Origin of the sequence: Streptomyces rubradiris, assembly GCF_016860525.1 — a bacterium.
Lineage (GTDB): Bacteria > Actinomycetota > Actinomycetes > Streptomycetales > Streptomycetaceae > Streptomyces > Streptomyces rubradiris.
Window position 1 is genome coordinate 136,264 of record NZ_BNEA01000001.1, and the last position, 16,349, is coordinate 152,612.

The 16,349-nt window shown below is 70.7% G+C and carries 15 protein-coding genes and 1 pseudogene; 11 read left to right on the forward strand and 5 right to left on the reverse strand.

The window, feature by feature from the left end; genetic code table 11:
- Window positions 1-140 precede the first annotated feature (140 nt).
- From Srubr_RS00500 to Srubr_RS00540, 10 genes and pseudogenes are all read left to right on the forward strand, one after another.
- Window positions 141-458 carry a hypothetical protein gene (locus Srubr_RS00500; protein WP_189991704.1) on the forward strand — a complete coding sequence of 106 codons (318 nt, stop codon included), beginning with the start codon at window positions 141-143 and terminating at the stop codon, window positions 456-458.
- A gap of 443 nt (window positions 459-901) precedes the next feature.
- A complete protein-coding gene (locus Srubr_RS00505; protein ID WP_189991706.1) occupies window positions 902-2,056 on the forward strand; it encodes a Cmx/CmrA family chloramphenicol efflux MFS transporter in 1,155 nt (384 codons plus the stop codon).
- A 102-nt stretch (window positions 2,057-2,158) separates the two neighbouring features.
- Window positions 2,159-3,604 (forward strand): glyceraldehyde-3-phosphate dehydrogenase, encoded by a 1,446-nt coding sequence (locus Srubr_RS00510; protein WP_189991708.1) that lies wholly within the window; start codon window positions 2,159-2,161, stop codon window positions 3,602-3,604.
- A 412-nt stretch (window positions 3,605-4,016) separates the two neighbouring features.
- Window positions 4,017-4,142 carry a hypothetical protein gene (locus Srubr_RS41270; RefSeq protein WP_268257566.1) on the forward strand — a complete coding sequence of 42 codons (126 nt, stop codon included), beginning with the start codon at window positions 4,017-4,019 and terminating at the stop codon, window positions 4,140-4,142.
- 24 nt (window positions 4,143-4,166) lie between these two features.
- Window positions 4,167-4,511 (forward strand): YunG family protein, encoded by a 345-nt coding sequence (locus Srubr_RS00515; protein WP_434100179.1) that lies wholly within the window; start codon window positions 4,167-4,169, stop codon window positions 4,509-4,511.
- A 239-nt stretch (window positions 4,512-4,750) separates the two neighbouring features.
- Window positions 4,751-5,368 (forward strand): TniQ family protein, encoded by a 618-nt coding sequence (locus Srubr_RS41775; RefSeq protein WP_189991874.1) that lies wholly within the window; start codon window positions 4,751-4,753, stop codon window positions 5,366-5,368.
- Window positions 5,286-6,338 (forward strand): hypothetical protein, encoded by a 1,053-nt coding sequence (locus Srubr_RS00525; protein WP_189991712.1) that lies wholly within the window; start codon window positions 5,286-5,288, stop codon window positions 6,336-6,338. The genes Srubr_RS41775 and Srubr_RS00525 overlap by 83 nt, the downstream gene beginning before the upstream one ends.
- 155 nt (window positions 6,339-6,493) lie before the next feature.
- A complete protein-coding gene (locus tag Srubr_RS00530) occupies window positions 6,494-7,087 on the forward strand; it encodes a LysR family transcriptional regulator (protein ID WP_189991714.1) in 594 nt (197 codons plus the stop codon).
- Window positions 7,088-7,275: 188 nt separating this feature from the next.
- A complete protein-coding gene (locus tag Srubr_RS00535) occupies window positions 7,276-8,055 on the forward strand; it encodes a class I SAM-dependent methyltransferase (RefSeq protein WP_189991716.1) in 780 nt (259 codons plus the stop codon).
- A gap of 164 nt (window positions 8,056-8,219) precedes the next feature.
- Window positions 8,220-8,306: pseudogene (locus Srubr_RS00540) on the forward strand (IS5/IS1182 family transposase); the annotation flags it as partial.
- Window positions 8,307-8,529: 223 nt separating this feature from the next.
- Here Srubr_RS00540 and Srubr_RS00545 read toward each other — a convergent pair.
- The 4 genes from Srubr_RS00545 to Srubr_RS00560 form a co-directional block, all read right to left on the reverse strand.
- A complete protein-coding gene (locus Srubr_RS00545; RefSeq protein WP_189991718.1) occupies window positions 8,530-10,476 on the reverse strand; it encodes a collagenase in 1,947 nt (648 codons plus the stop codon).
- Window positions 10,477-10,701: 225 nt separating this feature from the next.
- The gene (locus Srubr_RS00550; protein ID WP_189991720.1) at window positions 10,702-12,063 is read right to left on the reverse strand and encodes an alkaline phosphatase PhoX; all 1,362 of its coding nucleotides are present in this window, start codon (window positions 12,061-12,063) and stop codon (window positions 10,702-10,704) included.
- Window positions 12,064-12,385: 322 nt separating this feature from the next.
- Window positions 12,386-13,339 carry a LysR family transcriptional regulator gene (locus tag Srubr_RS00555; protein ID WP_189991722.1) on the reverse strand — a complete coding sequence of 318 codons (954 nt, stop codon included), beginning with the start codon at window positions 13,337-13,339 and terminating at the stop codon, window positions 12,386-12,388.
- 369 nt (window positions 13,340-13,708) lie between these two features.
- A complete protein-coding gene (locus Srubr_RS00560; protein ID WP_189991724.1) occupies window positions 13,709-14,617 on the reverse strand; it encodes a TIGR03620 family F420-dependent LLM class oxidoreductase in 909 nt (302 codons plus the stop codon).
- 87 nt (window positions 14,618-14,704) lie between these two features.
- On the opposite strand from Srubr_RS00560, the gene Srubr_RS00565 reads away from it, so the two are divergent.
- Window positions 14,705-15,268: a TetR/AcrR family transcriptional regulator gene (locus Srubr_RS00565; protein WP_189991726.1), complete on the forward strand. Its 564-nt coding sequence runs from the start codon at window positions 14,705-14,707 to the stop codon at window positions 15,266-15,268.
- Between the two features lie 157 nt (window positions 15,269-15,425).
- Here Srubr_RS00565 and Srubr_RS00570 read toward each other — a convergent pair whose 3' ends face one another.
- Window positions 15,426-16,313 (reverse strand): NAD(P)-dependent oxidoreductase, encoded by an 888-nt coding sequence (locus Srubr_RS00570; protein ID WP_189991728.1) that lies wholly within the window; start codon window positions 16,311-16,313, stop codon window positions 15,426-15,428.
- Window positions 16,314-16,349: the final 36 nt, after the last annotated feature.

Sequence of the window (16,349 nt, forward strand, 5' to 3'; positions counted from 1 at the left end):
GGCTCCGGGGGCGGCCCGGCCCGGGGTGGGAGATTACGGGGGCGGCCCGGTCCGCGCTCCCCGCCTCCCGGGCCCGCGCTCGCTGTCTTCCTTGTCGTCTTCCGTCGTCCCCCGATCCCGAAGTACCCGAAGGACAACCCATGCGTCTGTATCGTCGTCCGCTCGCCGCCGTGCTCGGCGGTCTCGTCCTCGCCCTGACCGCCACGGGCTCCGCGCTCGCCGCCGAGGGCACGTTCGCCTGGACCGGCCCCGAGGGCAAGACGTACGGCATCCAGAACCCGCCGGACAACAAGTGCTTCGACATGGCCCAGGAGGCGCGCGGGGCGCGCAACGCGACGAAGAAGACGCTCGTCGTCTACACCGGGAAGCGGTGCAAGGGAACGGCGACGCGGCTCGCCCCCGGCAAGTCGGCGCCCAGCGGCACCCGCTTCGCCAGTGTCATCTTCAACCCGCGCTGACCCGTCCCACCACCTGAACCAGGCCCCCGGCACCACCGGCACCAGGGGCCGTACACCCCCGCGGCCCCCGTGCGCGCCACCGCGGAAAACCGGTGGCGCGCCCCTGGGGCCGTGCGTTAGCGTGCCGGACATGTCCAGCCCCGAGGCATCCAGACACTAGCCACCGGCCGTCCGGTGGCTTTTCGTCGTTCGCAGGCCACCACCGGGCTGCCGTCCTCCGGGTTCCGGACCGGCACGCACCTCTTTTCTCTCTCCTTGTGCCTCCTCACTCGTCCGTGTGACGCGTCGCCCCCGTGCGGGCGGCGGTGCCGGCCGGGACCGCACGCGATGCCCCGCGCACTCGGCCGGTAGTCCGTTCCTCCGTTCAGGACCGCACGACCGGTCGCGACCGTCGCGCATCCGCGTGCTCGCTACCCGTCCGCGACACGGTGTGTGGAGTCTTGATGCCTTTCGCTCTCTATCTGCTCGGGCTGGCGGTCTTCGCCCAGGGCACATCCGAGTTCATGCTGGCCGGCCTGGTGCCGGACATCGCCCGCGACCTCGGGGTCTCGGTGCCCACGGCGGGCACGCTCACGTCCGGCTTCGCCGTCGGCATGGTCGTGGGCGCGCCGGCGGCGGCGCTGCTCGCCCGGCGGCGGCCGAGCCGGCAGTCGCTGCTGGTGTTCCTCGGGGTGTTCCTGGCCGCCCATGTCGTCGGGGCGCTCACCCCCGACTTCTCCGTCCTGCTCGCGACCCGGGTGGTCGCCGCCCTGGCCAACGCCGGTTTCCTCGCCGTCGGCCTGACGGCGGCGACCGGCATGGTCGCGCCGGACGCCAAGGGCCGGGCCACCGCCGTCCTGCTCGGCGGCACCACGCTCGCCTGTGTGGCGGGGGTGCCCGCGGGTGCCGTCCTGGGCCAACTGCTGGGCTGGCGCTCGGCGTTCTGGGCCGTGGCCCTGGTGTCCGCCCCGGCGCTGGTGGCGATCGCCCGGTCGGTGCCGCGCGGTCCGGCGGCCGGGGGACCCGTCCCGCGCGCGGGGAAGGAACTGCGGGCGCTGCGCCGCCCCCGGCTGCTGTGGGTGCTCTGTCTCGCCGCGCTCGTCAACGGCGCCACCTTCTGCACGTTCACCTACCTGGCGTCGCTGGTCACGGAGGTAGGCGGACTCGGGGCCGGCTGGGTGCCGGGGGTGCTGGCGCTGTTCGGCGCGGGGGCGTTCGCCGGGGTGACGGCGGCGGGCCGGCTGGCGGACCGGGACGTCCGGCCGGTGCTGCCCCTCGCCGGCGCCGCGCTGCTCGCCGGGTGGACCGCGCTGGCGCTGGCCGCCGGGCGGCCCGGCGTGGCCGTCGCCCTGGCTCCGGTCCTCGGCCTGCTGGCCTTCGGGGTCGGCTCCACGCTGGTCACACGGGTGCTGTACGAGGCGTCCGACGCGCCCTTGCTGGGTGGCGCGTTCGCGACGTCGGCGCTGAACGTGGGCGCCGCGCTCGGCCCGGTGCTGGGCGGCGCCGCGCTCGACGGCGGGCTCGGCCACCGCTCCCCGGTGTGGGTCAGCGCGCTGCTGGTGGCCGTCGCGGGCCTGGTCGCCGGCTGCCGGACGCGGCGGCCGGAACAGCCCGCCTGACACCGGGCGCCGGCACCCGGCGCGATGGCCCGAAGGGGGCTACAAACCCGCCACATCCGTGTGGTTATCATATGAGCGCTGCCTAGCTCGAAAGATGGATCTGTGACTGTCAACGACGACTCGTTCACCAACTGGAAGATCCGCGAAGAGATCGCGGAGTCGATGATCCCGCTCATCGGGAAGCTGCACCGCGAACGGGACGTGACCGTCCTGCTGCACAGCCGCTCCCTGGTGAACAAGTCGGTGGTCAGCATCCTGAAGACCCACCGCTTCGCCCGGCAGATCGCCGGCGCCGAACTGTCGGTCACCGAGACCATGCCGTTCCTCCAGGCCCTGACCACCCTCGACCTCGGGCCGTCCCAGATCGACCTCGGCATGCTGGCCACCATGTACAAGGCCGACGAACGCGGCCTGAGCGTCGAGGAGTTCACCGCCGAGGCGGTGGCCGGCGCCACCGGCGCCAACAAGATCGAGCGCCGCGAGCCGCGCGATGTCGTCCTCTACGGCTTCGGCCGCATCGGCCGCCTCGTCGCCCGCCTGCTGATCGAGAAGGCCGGCTCGGGCAACGGCCTCAGGCTGCGCGCCATCGTCGTGCGCGGCGGCGGCGCCCAGGACATCGTCAAGCGCGCCTCGCTGCTGCGCCGCGACTCCATCCACGGCCAGTTCCAGGGCACGATCACCGTGGACGAGGACAGCGGCACGATCGTCGCCAACGGCAACGCCATCAAGGTGATCTACGCCGACGACCCGACGTCCGTGGACTACACCGAGTACGGCATCCGGGACGCCATCCTCATCGACAACACCGGCAAGTGGCGCGACCGCGAGGGTCTGTCCCGGCATCTGCGCCCGGGTATCGAGAAGGTCGTGCTGACCGCGCCGGGCAAGGGCGACGTGCCGAACATCGTGCACGGCGTCAACCACGACACGGTCAAGCCGGAGGAGCGGATCCTGTCCTGCGCCTCCTGCACCACCAACGCCATCGTGCCGCCGCTGAAGGCCATGGACGACGAGTACGGTGTGCTGCGCGGCCACGTGGAGACCGTCCACTCGTTCACCAACGACCAGAACCTGCTGGACAATTACCACAAGTCCGACCGCCGTGGCCGCTCCGCGGCGCTCAACATGGTCATCACCGAGACCGGTGCCGCATCCGCCGTCGCCAAGGCCCTGCCCGACCTGAAGGCGAAGATCAGCGGCAGCTCGATCCGCGTCCCGGTGCCGGACGTCTCGATCGCGATCCTCAACCTCCAGCTGGCCCGCGAGACCACCCGCGAGGAGGTCCACGACTACCTGCGCGAGGTGTCGCTGACCTCGCCGCTCAAGCGCCAGATCGACTTCATCACGGCGCCCGACGCGGTCTCCAGCGACTTCATCGGCTCGCGCCACGCCTCGATCGTGGACGCCGGCGCCCTCAAGGTCGACGGCGACAACGCGATCCTCTACCTGTGGTACGACAACGAGTTCGGCTACTCCTGCCAGGTCGTCCGCGTCGTCCAGCACGTCTCGGGCGTGGAGTACCCGACGTTCCCGGCGACGGCGGTCTGATCCGCCCTGTAGGTTCCGCATTCTGATGGACACTGTCCATGCGAAATGGACAGCGCTTGGGCACTTTCGCCATTCCGTGGGCACTGGCTGCGGTCAGTAACTACGGTCGACCCTCTGGTTGTTCGGAGTCCAGAGCGATCCGGCAAGAAGAGCGCGCCCGCCACGGCATCGATCCGGTATGACGACACGTCGGTACGCAAGGTCCCCTTCAGGGATCTGCGTTTGGCGGACTTCACCTGGTCGGTGCCGTGGCGGAGTTTTCGCTCCGTCCACGGTCAGACGCACCACTCGGGACGATACACATCGACGACGATGGCTGGGCCCGTCGTCTACGAGAGCCGATTGGAGTTACTGATCGTTTCAGAATGAGTTCCTGGCCCTGCGCATCGACGGCCTGCGCACGTACCGGCGCTTGCTGCTTGGCCATCTTGCCGGAGACGACCCGGACGGCCTTTGCCTGCTCCTTCAAGCCCGGCTGAGCCTGGAGGTCTGCCAGTTCCTGGCCGACGCCGCCTGCGTGGTGCTGCCCGGCCAGTAATGCGAGCACCTCGACCCGGACCGGTTGATCGGCCGGCTCCTCCACTGGCCGCCGTCAGCACGGCCTGGCCCGTCCTGGAGCCAGTGCGGAGTGACGGCGCTGGTGGTCCAGGATCTGCTGGGCGGAGACCTGATCCATGGCGAGGTGCACATGAACGGCGCCAAGGCGTGGAACCACTACTGGAACCGGTTGTCTGACGGTACCGAGGTCGACCTCACGGCCGATCAGTTCCGCGTCCTCAAAGGCGCCAGCGTTGTCAACGGCCAGGTGGTGCATCGGCCGCCAGAGGGACCGCGGCGGTGCCGCGAGGAGTATGAGTTGCTGCGCGAGCGGGTGCTGGCCGCTTTGTCAGCGGAACGCGCCGAGTGAGTCAGTCTCGTCCGGCAGCGTCCTTGTGACGAGTTCGCGCCGCTACAGCTTCGGGGACCCGCCCAGCCGCCGAGAAAGCAGGCAAGGGCCAGGCCGCGACGCTGGCCTAACTGATCGTTCGAGAATGAGCTGATCCGTAGGTCTTGCCCTCCGCGAACTTGGTCGGCAGGGTGTCGGGGTGAGCCCGACGAGCGAATCCCACTCTGGGTCCCCCCGGTTGAGGGCGAAGCCCTCGACAGCTGGCTAGCGGCGTACTCCCGGCGCGTGTACGGACGGACGTCTCACAGTTCCTCAGTTTCGTCGGCCTGCACGGAGCTCGCCCTAACCACATGATTCGCTGTTTGACCGAGCGCGAACGGCAGGTGCTGGCCGAACGCACAGGGCTCGCCCCGGAGGGACTCATGGCGATGACGCTTGAGCCTTGGGACGGAGTGGCCGTGACCATCGACCGTCCGACGCGCCGTCTCATCCGCCCGCCGAACTGGCGGCACACTGGCAACACCACCCGCTGCTGTCCCGGTTGCCTCAACGAATCTGGAGGACGCTGGCAGATCTCATGGCGGCTGCCCTGGTCGTTCGCCTGCACCCGGCATCGAACGCTCTTGCTCGACCGCTGCCCCAAGTGCGGGCAGCCACCCATGGTCCATGGGCGTCGGAGCCTGCGGGATACACCTCCGGGAGTCTGCCTCTACGGCACAGGCAGCGCTCGTGCCGTTCGCTGCGGCTTCTTCCTCCCGCACGCTGCCACCCCCCCTACTCCCCAAGGGCTCCCTGGTGATGAAGACCCAGGAGGAGATCAACTCGGAGATCCTGCGGGCCGGGGTCCACCGCGAAGTGGCCGCGCAGCGCGGCCGTGAGCTGGCGATGCTTGCCCACTCAGCCCTGCTCAGTCTGCGCAGCTCGTTGGACTCGGCTCCAGCCGTAGTCCACGCAGTACTCGCAGAGTGCGGAGGCGGCTTGCCTGAAGCGCAGTATCACCACGGCGGAAGCGATTCCCACAACGCCGCCGTCGGCACGGCCATCGCCGGCATCGCGCTGCACCGAGAACGGGACGACAGCGACGCTGTCCTTTCCTGGCTGATGAGGACTGACCGATTGCGGCGCCACGGTGCGCATCCGACGCCCTGGCTCGCCAACTGGGCACCAGCCGGACCCGGGGTGACCTCTCGCGCCTTGGCTGTGGTGGCCGATGAGCCGACCTGGATTGCACGGCTACGCTACGGCGCTGCCACGGCCGCACCGGCCTGGCCAACCCTCACCGACGAAGACGTACAGCGTCGCGCGTCCAGGCTCCCGGCGATGCTGTGGCCGGCCTGGACCATGCGGATGCTGCCCCGGCTGCCCAAACCCGTCATCCGGCTCGCAGTGCTTCGCCGGGCATGCGCGACCCTGCTCTTGGTGCCCGGGACATTCTGGGAATACCACCAAGCCGCCGAACTATTGGGCAACCCTCGTGCATACGCAAACAGGGAAGCACTCGACACCTCACTCGAGAAGCAGCGGCCCAATGAACTTGCTGCCTTCCTCGTTTTGTTGGCCCGCGCCCTGGACACCCATCCGGCCCCCATCGATTACCATCGGCGGCGGGCTGTCTTCTCCGAAGATAGCGTAAGACTTGACCTGGACGCCCTTCAGGAATACTGCCGAAGCCGCGGGCTGCGCAGTGGCCCAGTACACACCAAGAGACTGCGATGGCACCTGCTTAGAATCTTGCTCGGCGCCGATCCCGGCACCTCATCCCGCACACCAGCCGGAACGCAGACCTTTCACAAAAATTCTCCGGCGAGTTCCGTGATTTTCTGTTTCAGCAGGCGACCGCGAATCTGAAGACCCATGACATCGACGAACCCGTGCTCTGGCAGCCACCGCTTACGTGGCTCGACAATGTTGCCTCCCCTGGAGTGGATCCCGACGCAATTGACACTGCGAAGCTCACCGCGTTGCTAGTCCCAGGCCATCCACTGGCACAGACCGCGGACACTATGGGAATCAGCGAAGATCACATTCAGTTGGGGTGCAGCGACACTACCGTCCGCCGGGCTCTCGCCGAGGCCAAAATCTCGACTCGATCGACTCGTGGAATTCCTCCCATCCTGTCGACCAAGATTTCCCGTGAGTGGCTGGAAACGGAATATTCGCTCAAGGGTCGCAGCGTCCCCGACATTGCACAGGAGGTTGGAGTCCACAAAGACAGCGTGTCCGATCAGCTCCAACGGTGGGGCATCCCGCGACGCCCTGAAGGCCCCTATTCGAATCCCTTCGCCTCGCTGAACTTCACTCTCTCGCCAGCAATGCACCGTCTGAGCAGAACTCGAAATTGTCTGACACGGCTACGCAACCTCCTGCACATACCCGGGCACCCGAGCATCACGGCTGCTGCGAAATCGCTCGACATCCCTCCAACCACCCTCCGCAGACAGCTTCGAGGCATCGAAGCTGTCCTGGGCGCCACCGTGATCGCACACACCAACCCGCTGTCGATCGTTCCGTCGGGAGCTGCCTTCTTCGATGAGGCGCGTCAGCTCATTGTCCTTCTCGACAACAGAGCCAAACCGACGCCGGTCCGGCTCGGTTAGCGGGGGGCGCCGGTGGAGTGGGGACCTGCGTCGGTGCGGCGTGTCGCGGTTTCCCACGAAATCCGGTGGAGTCTCAGCAGCCGGAAGTGGTTGGGTTCTGCTCAATGCTTCGCTGACACGGCCCAGCATGCGATGCGAGGCGCAAGGTCCGAATCGTAGGCGCGGTTTAGCCCGCGTGTCGTCGAGTGATGGAGGTTATCGCGGTGGCTGGTTATGGGGCGCTTTCCGACGTATACGAGTGGTTGATCGGGGACGACAGGTTGACCCCCGCCAAGGCAGCCGCGGTTTACTACAGCGATGTCGTGGGATCTCTGCCGCCCAACGCGCGCGTCCTCGACTGCGCGTGTGGAACCGGCCAGCTCGCCGTCGGTCTCGCTAGTCTTGGCCTTGACGTTGTCGCCGCAGACGCCAGCAGCGGGATGGTTCGCCGGACCGAGAAGGCCGCCGACGAGCAGGGTGTCTCGCTTCGAGCCCTCCGCGCGAGCTGGGACGAGCTGCCCGACCACCTGGAGGACTCCACGTTCGATCTGGTGTTCTGCGTCGGCAACTCGCTCGGACACGCTGAGGGCGCAGCCGGGCGCCTGACCGCACTGGAAGCGATGTCGCGGCTGCTGAATCCGGGCGGACGCCTTGTGCTCCACTCACGCAACTGGGAGCTCGTGCGCTCCGCCGGCTCACGGGTAGACGTCCGTGATCGACTCATCCGCCGCGACGAACGCGATGCGGTCGTCAGCTACTACTGGCAGATCGAGCAGCGCTGGGAGCAGGAACACTTCCTCGAGATCGTGGTCGCCCAGATCGAGCCGGATGGGGCAGTGCGAGCCTGCTCGGAGCGGTTGTCCATCTGGCCCTACCGGTACGAGGACCTCGTGGCGCAGTTGCGGAGTGTCGGGCTCACGGTGCAGTCCACCACTTTCGACCCCGAGAGCGATGGATACCTGGTGGTCGCCAGCCGCGACCAGGCGTGAGGCACGTCTGAGCCGGCGCGCTGATCCGCCTTTCGTCGTTGTCATTGCCGACCTGCCGGCTCGCGACCGCCTGCAGCGGGTTCTTCGCGAAGTGTCTCAGCGCTTGAAGCGGTTGCTGCGGGGTGCGTCCTCGCCGTGCTGGCTTCCGACCTGCGGACCGAGGCCTCGTGCGCAAGCTGCGATGTTCCACGACTCGCATCACCAGCCTGGTTCAGGCCGTCCTCACCCTGCATCTGACCTGCTCAAACTGATGAAGTTGGAAACAGCTCACTCTATGTTATCGATCAGACTGAAAGGAGGCTGCCGATTGCTCAGCATCGACCGACGTCTTCACTGCTCAATGCACCTGGATTGCGGCGTTTCCGCAGGAACCCGTGCTCACGCAGTTGCGGAACCTACACGCCCGGCCTTGCACAGGTGTGCGGCCGCCGACCGGGCTCTGCGGTCGGCGGTCGTTCCTTGTGGGCGGGTCGGTCAGGCCGGGGCCGGCTCGGCGCACGCGCCCGCGGCGCACGCCGTCAGCCACTGGTCGAAGTCGGCGTCGTAGCGGGTGCCGATGCCGTCGTGGTAGACGGCGTACCCGCCGGCGTAGTCACCGGCGCGGAAGCGGGCGAGCATCCGCCGGACGTCGTCGGGGTGCCGCTCGACCATGTAGCGCGCGGCGAGGTGGCCCCACGGGTAGGTGCGGGTCACATCGCTGTTGTCGTAGGTGCTCTCGAACAGCGTGCTCAGCCGGTACGTGTGCCGGCCGGCCTCCTGCACCGCCTGGTCGTCGGTGCGGCCGCGGTAGCGGTAGGAGACGTACTCGGCGATGCCCTCGATCCACCACACGTCCGGCACCGAGACCTGCCGGTCGAAGTCGCCCCTCATGTCGTCACGGGCGTCCAGGAAGTGCGTGAACTCGTGGTTCAGGTTCCAGATGCGGGCCGGGAAACCGTCGTCGGACGCTTTCTGGTACATGATCGACATGGGCTGGTTGGCGGGGTCCGACGGATCGCCGCCCAGGGTCATGCCGCCGTTGTCGGTGCTGATGCCGTACATCGCGCCGGCGTAGGTCTGGTAGTCGGACCTGCTCGCGAACACCACCAGGCGGAGGGTGGCGGCGTACTGGCCGGGGATCGGCCCGTCGGACCCCACGACCGAGCGGAAGTAGGCGTCCTGGCCGAGCACGCTCGCGCAGGCGGCGCCGAGGTCGGCGGCCGTCAGCGCCTGGGCGCGGACGGTGATGTCCGCGTCGCAGCGGTGGGTGACCGGCAGGACGGCCTTGTCGAGCTTGCCCGGCAGGTCGCAGACGTCGTAGTACGCGCAGTGCGCGCCGTCGTGGTAGGCGGCCTGGGTGGCGACGGCCACCCACAGCGCGGCCGTCGGCCCGGTCATCGCGGTCCGGTCCAGCAGGTCGCCGGCCAACGGCTGTACTGCGTCGCGTAGTTCAGGGTGTTCGACGTAACGGGCCAGGCTCATCCCGGCGTTGGAGTCCAGGAAGGCCAGCTCGGTGCCGAGCAGGCCGGTGTGGGCCAGCGCGAAGTCGTGGAGGGTGTCGACGATCCGCGGGTCGTCCCGCACCGCCCGCACGTAGGCCGGGTTCCAGTTGCCGCGCCACAGCGGGGTGTGGACGTCGTTCACGGCCCGGACCATGCTGTCGACGGCGTCGTAGGAGCTGTCGTAGTCGGTCAGCAGCCGCCGGTAGACATGCAGATAGCGGCCCTGCTGGTCGGCGCTGTCGGTGAGTATCACCGTCTCGCCGAGGATGTCGCCGTTGGCCTCCGTGACGTCCCGGGAGCGGGGGCGGGCGAAGAAGGCGTCCAGGCCGCCGGTGACGGCGGTGGTGAGGCGGGAGGAGTACGTGCCCACGTCCTGCGGGTGGTTGAACTGCGCGTAGTAGCCGGCACGCAGGAACAGGACCAGTTGCAGCAGGCCGCCGGAGTTGTCGCCCTGGTACTCCCCGGCGGTGCCGGTGAACGCGTTCGCCACGGTCAGCATCCGGTCCTCCCGGAAGACGGCGCGCGCGTCGCCGCCGGTCAGGGCGAAGAGGCTGTTGACGCAGTCCGGGGTCGCGGCCTTGACGTGGGCGACGAGGGCGGGACCGGTACGGGTCCCGAAGTCGGCCGGGGCGCAGGGGCCGGCCTTCGCCGCGCGCGGGGCCGGCCGAGTGGACGCCGGCTGCCGCGGCGGCAGTTGGGCCGGGTGGAGCCGGCCGGCCCGGATCGCGGGTCGCTCGGTGGCGGCGGTGGACGCGGCGGCCGGCGACGGCGTCGGAAGGTGCGTGCGGGGTGGGGCGGCCGGCCGGGGCGCCGCCTGCGCGGGCGCGGCCGGCGGACCGGCGAGGGCGACGCAGACGGCGGTGGCGACGGCGACGGCACCGGAGATGCGGCCCGCGGCGCCTCTCGGCACACGGGCGGGCAGCGCGAAGCGATGGCGCATCGGGGTTTCCTCCACGAAGTAACGTGCCTCTGCGGGGTGTCGAGGCATGTGGGGCACTGTCTCAGCGCGTGCCGGAACCAACCATGGTGTGTGACATAGCACTATGCCACCGCCGTCCCATAACACCGCTATGGGTACGGATAGTTGAGGGGGGCCGGTGTCCCTGGTGCCGGGCCGTGCGCCTTCCGCCCGGCCCGGCACGGCAGGGCGGTCAGCCGCCTGTCCTCACCACGGGCCGGTCACGGCGAACGTGGTGCCGGGGGTGTAGCAATTGACGTACATCGTCGCTCCGTCGGGGGCGAAGGTCACCCCGGCGAACTCGCCCCACTCCGGCCTCTGGTCCGTCCCTATGTTCTGCCGGCCCCGGGCCAGCGCGTACACCTCGCCCCGGCGGGTCAGCCCGAAGACGTGCTGGGCGCCGTTGCCGTCCTCGCAGACCATCAGGCCGCCGCCGGGCGCGAGGCAGATGTTGTCCGGGGACTCGCCAGGCAGCCGTACGTCGGTGTCCGGGCCGAACACGACGGCCAGGGTCAGCCTGCGGTGCGCCGGGTCGTAGCGCCAGACCTGGCCGTAGTGGTCGGCCGCGGAGCCGTCGGCGCCGCGCGCGAAGGACGACACGAAGTACACGCCGCCACCGCCCCAGTAGCAGCCCTCCAGCTTCTGCGCGTGGGTGATGCCCCCGGGGCCGTAGTCCTGGAACCTGGTCGGCGTGACGGCGGCCAGCGGATCGGGTACGTCCACCCACTCGATGCCGTCGAAGCGCGCCCCGGTCTCCCGGACCGCCGACAGGTCCGCCACTCCGGGCACCCGCATCGCCTGGAGCCGGCCGCCCGCACGCAGCGAGCCGACGCCGCCCAGCGGCCGGTGCGGCAGGAAGCGGTAGAAGAGGCCGAACGGCTTCTGGAAGGCGTCCTCCGTCTCGTAGAGGACGCCGTCGCGCGGGTCGATCGCGACCGCCTCGTGCTGGAAGCGGCCCAAAGCGGTCAGCGGTACGGCGCCGGTGCGGTGCGGGTCGGTGGGGTGCACCTCGAAGACGAAGCCGTGGTCCTTGGTGTAGCCGTTGGTGCCGGCTCTGTCCTCGGTCTCCTCGCAGGTCAGCCAGGTGCCCCAGGGGGTCGGACCGCCCGCGCAGTTGACGGCGGTACCGGCGATGGCGACCCGCTCGGAGAGCACCCGCTGGTGCCGGTCGAGCGTCAGGGCCGTACAGCCGCCCTTGCCCGCCGGGTCGTAAGTGAGGCCGCTGACGGCCGGGACCGGGATACGCGCGGTCGCCCCGTTCTCGTGGTTGCGGACGAGGTGGGTACGGCCCGCTCTGCCGGCGAAGGCGGCCATGCCGTCGTGATGGGAGGGCACCGGGCCCTCTCCGGAGCGGAGCCGGTCGCCCTCGCGGGACAGCACGGTATAGCGGAAACCTTTCGGCAGATCGAGCAGACCGTTCGGATCGGGCACGAGCGGGCCATAGCCGGTGTGGCCCAGGCTCTGCGCCGCGGCCGTACCCGCGAAGACCTCGGACAGGGTCCCGGTGAAGGCGATGCCCGCTCCCAGGGCGCTGGCAGCGGACAGGAACTGACGGCGTGTTGCAGACATACGGCGGTGACCTTCCTGCTGGCGGACAGGAACCGTGACCCCGCCGTGTCTACCACCTGGTGCGGGCGACGTGAACCACGCGCGGCGCATGGACCCCGCCGTTCGGGGGACCGCCGGTTCTCGCGCGTCCGGGAGGGAAGCCGGGTGCGGGAAGGAAGCCGGATGGGGGAAGGAAGCGTGTGCGGGATGCCGGTGGCCGGGGTGGGCCGGGGTGCTCGGCGTGGGGCCGGGTGATCGGCGAGGGCGGCCGGTGGCGGGGTACGGCCGGGTGGCCGGTGCGGATTCCGGGCGCCGGGTACGGCCGCGTGCTCGGCGTGCGCTCCTACCCCCCGGTGGCGCTCCAGGTGCGGGAGGCCCAGGTACGCAGGTGGGGGGCCTGGGCCACGAGGTCGCGGTAGGCGTCCGTGGCGGACCGGACCACGGTCTCCACGACGTCGTCGGTGACGGTGTCCGGCCGCCAGGCCAGCACATAGCGGCACCACAGCGGGGACCCCGCCAGCGGCTTGACCACGACGTGCGGGATCGGCCGCAGCGTCGGCTGCACGAGGGACACCCCGAGACCGTCGGCGATCATGCTCTGCAACTGGGTCTGGTCGCCGAGCCACTCGTGCACGGTACGCGGGCTGAACCCGGCCGCCGCGCAGGCGTCGTAGAACACTCCCGGCCAGCCGGCGCCGTCGTCCGGGGTCACGAACCAGGCGTCCTCGGCGAGGTCGGCGAGCTGCACCTGGGGGCTCTGCCGCAGCCGGTGCCGGGCGGGCAGGGCGACGAAGGTGGGCTCGGTGACGATCCCGCGGTGCCGTACGGCGGCCGAGTGCCGCAGCTCCATGCCCGGGTAGTCGGCGGCGATGGCCGCGTCCACCGCGCCGTCCTCCAACAGCTCCACGATCCGCGAGGACGCGTAGACGCTGGTGACGGCCGGGGTCAGTTCGGGCAGCCGGGCGCGGACCCGGGAGACCGTACCGGATAGCATGGGCGAGTTGGTCGCGGCCAGCCGCAGGGTGCGACGGGGGCGGGCGGCGGGCGGCCGGTGCCCGATCGCGGCGGCCCGCGCGAGCACGTCCCGGGCCTGCTCGACGACCTCGGCGCCGTACCGGGTCGGCCGGACCCCGCCCGGTCCGCGCTCGAACAGCGGCTCGCCCAGGTGCCGTTCGATGCGCCGGAGCTGGGTGCTCACGGCGGGCTGCGAGTAGCCCAGCTGGGCTGCGGCCCGGCCCACGCTGCCCGCGTCGGCGATCGCGCACAACACCCGCAGGTGCCGCAGTTCCAGCTCCATCGGTCCGCTTCCCCCCGTTCGTTCCTACGGCCGTCCCGGCGGCGGGGCCTGCGCGCGCCGGGACCGGGGCCTGCGCACCGCCCGGTGGCACGGCCTCCGCCCCGCCACGGGGCCTGGCGCGCCCGGGACCGGGGCCTCCGCCCCGCCCCGGGCCCCGTGCCCCTTCGAGGTCCGCGCACGGCCCGTCATCCGCACGCCGTGGGGACCGGGCCCGGTGGCGACCGGCGGACCGAAGCGTTCCATGGCGTCCGGCGCGGCACAAGTCGCAGGTCCGCCGGGGTGTGGGCGGGCGGGCGCCGGTCCGCCGGGGTGCGGGCGGTCAGTCGCGGGACCGCCAGGGTGCGGGCGGGCGTCTGTCCAGCGGGCGGCTCACCGCGAAAGGTGGGCGAGGCTGCGCCATTGGTCCAGCGGGAGAGTGGCCGGATCGGCAGGCAGTGCCTGGAGGCACACATGGTCGGCCCCCGCCGCCAGGTGGGCGTTCACCCGCTGTGCGATCTCCTGCTCGCCGATCGCGACGAGCGCGTGGACCAGGCGGTCGCTTCCGCCGTCGGCGAAGTCCGCGTCGCCGAAGCCGAGGCGCCGCCAGCTCGCCCGGTACGGTGCCGCGGGCAGGTACCCGGCGATGTGGCCGCGTGCCCTGTTCCGTGCCTCGTCGGTGCCGAGCCCGGTGACCACGGCTTGTTCGACGATCAGCAACCGGTCGGGTCCGAGCGCCGCACGGGCCTCGGCCGTGTGCTCGGGCGTGACGAGGTAGGAGAACGCGCCGGCCGACCGGTCCCGGGCCAGGTCGAGGGCGCGTGGGCCCAGCGCGGCGAGCACCCTGGGCGCCCGGGGCTCCGGGCCGTCCGCGATCCCCGCCAGCCGGAGGACGGCGTCGGGTTCGTCGAGGCGGTCGAGGTGTTCGCGCAGCGCGGTGAGGGGCCGTTCATAGCGGAGGCCCAGCACGCCCTCGACCATCCGCGCGTGGGAGGTGCCGAGGCCGAGCACGAACCGGCCGGGATGGGCGTCCAGCAGAGCCCGGGCCTGCGCCCTGATCACACGGGGATGACGCCCCCAGATCACCGCGATGCCCGTGCCCACGACCAGTGAACGGGTGGCGCCCAGCAGCGTGGCCGCCTCCATGAACGGGTCGCGGACCAGCCCCTCGCTGAGCCACAGCGCGCCGTATCCGAGTGCCTCGATCTCGGCGGCCGCCTCGGCGGACTCGGCCGGTGGCCGCAGATCCATTCCGGGAACCCACAGACCTACCGTGCCGATCGACGGCATAGCCGACTCCATGGCCGACCTCCCCCTCTAGAATCCGGAGTAGCACTCCGGATAGTACCGGAGTGGCGCTCCGGTACGAGTCCGAGGAGAGACCACGCCATGACCGGCCACCCCAGACGCAGCGATGCCCTTCACAACCGGGCCCGCCTGATCGAGGCAGCGAGGGCGCTCTTCGACGAGGTCGGAACGGACGCCGCGTCGATGAACGACATCGCCCGGCGAGCGGGGGTCGGCCCGGGGACCTTGTGGCGTCACTTCCCCGACAAGGAGGCACTGACGGCCGAGGTCGTCGGCCGGAGTCTGGACGGGCTCGCGGCCCTGGCCGCCGAACTGCTCGACGGCCCCGGCAGCCCGGACTTCCTGCGGGAGTGGGTGTCCACGCTCGTGCGTCACATCACCCGGTACCGCGGGCTCGCCGTCAGCTACGCCCAGGCCGCACGCAGCGGCGACGGCCCCCTGGGCGCGCGTTGCCGAGCCGTCGAGGAAGCCGCCGCCCGACTGGTGGAACGGGCGCGGGAACGCGGACAGGTGCGAGCCGACCTGACCGCGCCCGAGCTGATCCGGCTCGCCACCGCCGTCGCCTGGGCCTGCGAGACGACCGCCGCGCCGGACACCACCACCCGCCTCCTCGACCTTCTCTTCGAGGGCGTGCGTCCCCGCTGAGCGGGTCACGGGCCACGGCCGTGAAGGGCCGGCCCCGCTGAGCCTGGCGGCCCGCCCCGCTGAGCCTGGCGGCCGACCCCGTGTCCCGGGCGGCCGGCCCACACACACCCCGACCAGCCGAGCCCGCCCGCCCCGCCTAGATCAGTACGGCCCGGGATCAGTGCCGCCCCAGCATCTCCGCCACCCGCATGAACCCGTCCGTGCCGTGCCCCAGCCCGATGACGCGGCGGGCCAGTCCCTCCACGGAGCGCATCACGCCCGCGTCGATGCCGTGGGACTCGGAGACGTCGATGACGTGGGCCATGGTGGAGGCGGCCGAGGTGATGGGGTTGATCTCACCGGAGTAGGTGCCGTCGTCGGTGTCCCGCGCGAACTCCTCGAACAGGGGCGGCAGGATCGTGGCGATGCCCTGGGCGAACGGGGCCAGTTCCCCCGCGGTGACGCCCTCCGCCCGGGCGATCGCCACGGCGTGCGCGTAACCCGCCATCGCGGTCCAGAAGATGTCGAGCAGCGCGATGTCGAAGGTGGCCGCGCGCCCGATCTCCTCCCCCAGGTGGGTGTGCGTCCCGCCGAGCGCCTCCAGCACCGGCAGGTACTGCTCGTACAGGTCGCGCGGTCCGCTGTGCAGGAAGACGGCCTCCGGGGTGCCGATGCTGGGGGCCGGCGTCATGATCGCGCCGTCCAGGTAGCCGATGCCGTGGGCCGCCGCCCACTCGGCGGTGTCCCGGGCCCGGGCCGGGGTGTCGGCGGTCAGGCTGACGACGGTACGGCCCTTCAGCGCGCGGGTGACGTCGTCGCTGCGCAGGATCGCGTCGGAGGCGTCGTAGTTCACCACGCAGATGACGGTCAACTCCGAGGCGGCCACGGCCTCTTCGGCCGTCGCCGCGGCGACCGCGCCCTGCTCGGTCAGTTCCCGGTCCTTGCCGGGCGTGCGGTTCCAGACCGTGGTCCGCAGGCCGGCCCTGAGGAACGCGCCCGCCAGCGAGCGGCCCATCGGGCCGAGGCCGAGCACGGTGACGGCAGGAAGATTCACGGCTGTTGACATGTTGCGACTCCCGTATGTGGTGATCGTAAGCAGTGG

Excerpts from the sequence above, each read along its gene's own strand:
- Srubr_RS00500 (WP_189991704.1), top strand. The coding sequence starts at position 141 with ATGCGTCTGTATCGTCGTCCGCTCGCCGCCGTGCTCGGCGGTCTCGTC.
- Srubr_RS00505 (WP_189991706.1), top strand. The coding sequence starts at position 902 with ATGCCTTTCGCTCTCTATCTGCTCGGGCTGGCGGTCTTCGCCCAGGGC.
- Srubr_RS00530 (WP_189991714.1), top strand. The coding sequence starts at position 6,494 with ATGGGAATCAGCGAAGATCACATTCAGTTGGGGTGCAGCGACACTACC.
- Srubr_RS00535 (WP_189991716.1), top strand. The coding sequence starts at position 7,276 with ATGGAGGTTATCGCGGTGGCTGGTTATGGGGCGCTTTCCGACGTATAC.
- Srubr_RS00545 (WP_189991718.1), bottom strand. The coding sequence starts at position 10,476 with ATGCGCCATCGCTTCGCGCTGCCCGCCCGTGTGCCGAGAGGCGCCGCG.
- Srubr_RS00550 (WP_189991720.1), bottom strand. The coding sequence starts at position 12,063 with ATGTCTGCAACACGCCGTCAGTTCCTGTCCGCTGCCAGCGCCCTGGGA.
- Srubr_RS00555 (WP_189991722.1), bottom strand. The coding sequence starts at position 13,339 with ATGGAGCTGGAACTGCGGCACCTGCGGGTGTTGTGCGCGATCGCCGAC.
- Srubr_RS00560 (WP_189991724.1), bottom strand. The coding sequence starts at position 14,617 with ATGGAGTCGGCTATGCCGTCGATCGGCACGGTAGGTCTGTGGGTTCCC.
- Srubr_RS00565 (WP_189991726.1), top strand. The coding sequence starts at position 14,705 with ATGACCGGCCACCCCAGACGCAGCGATGCCCTTCACAACCGGGCCCGC.
- Srubr_RS00570 (WP_189991728.1), bottom strand. The coding sequence starts at position 16,313 with ATGTCAACAGCCGTGAATCTTCCTGCCGTCACCGTGCTCGGCCTCGGC.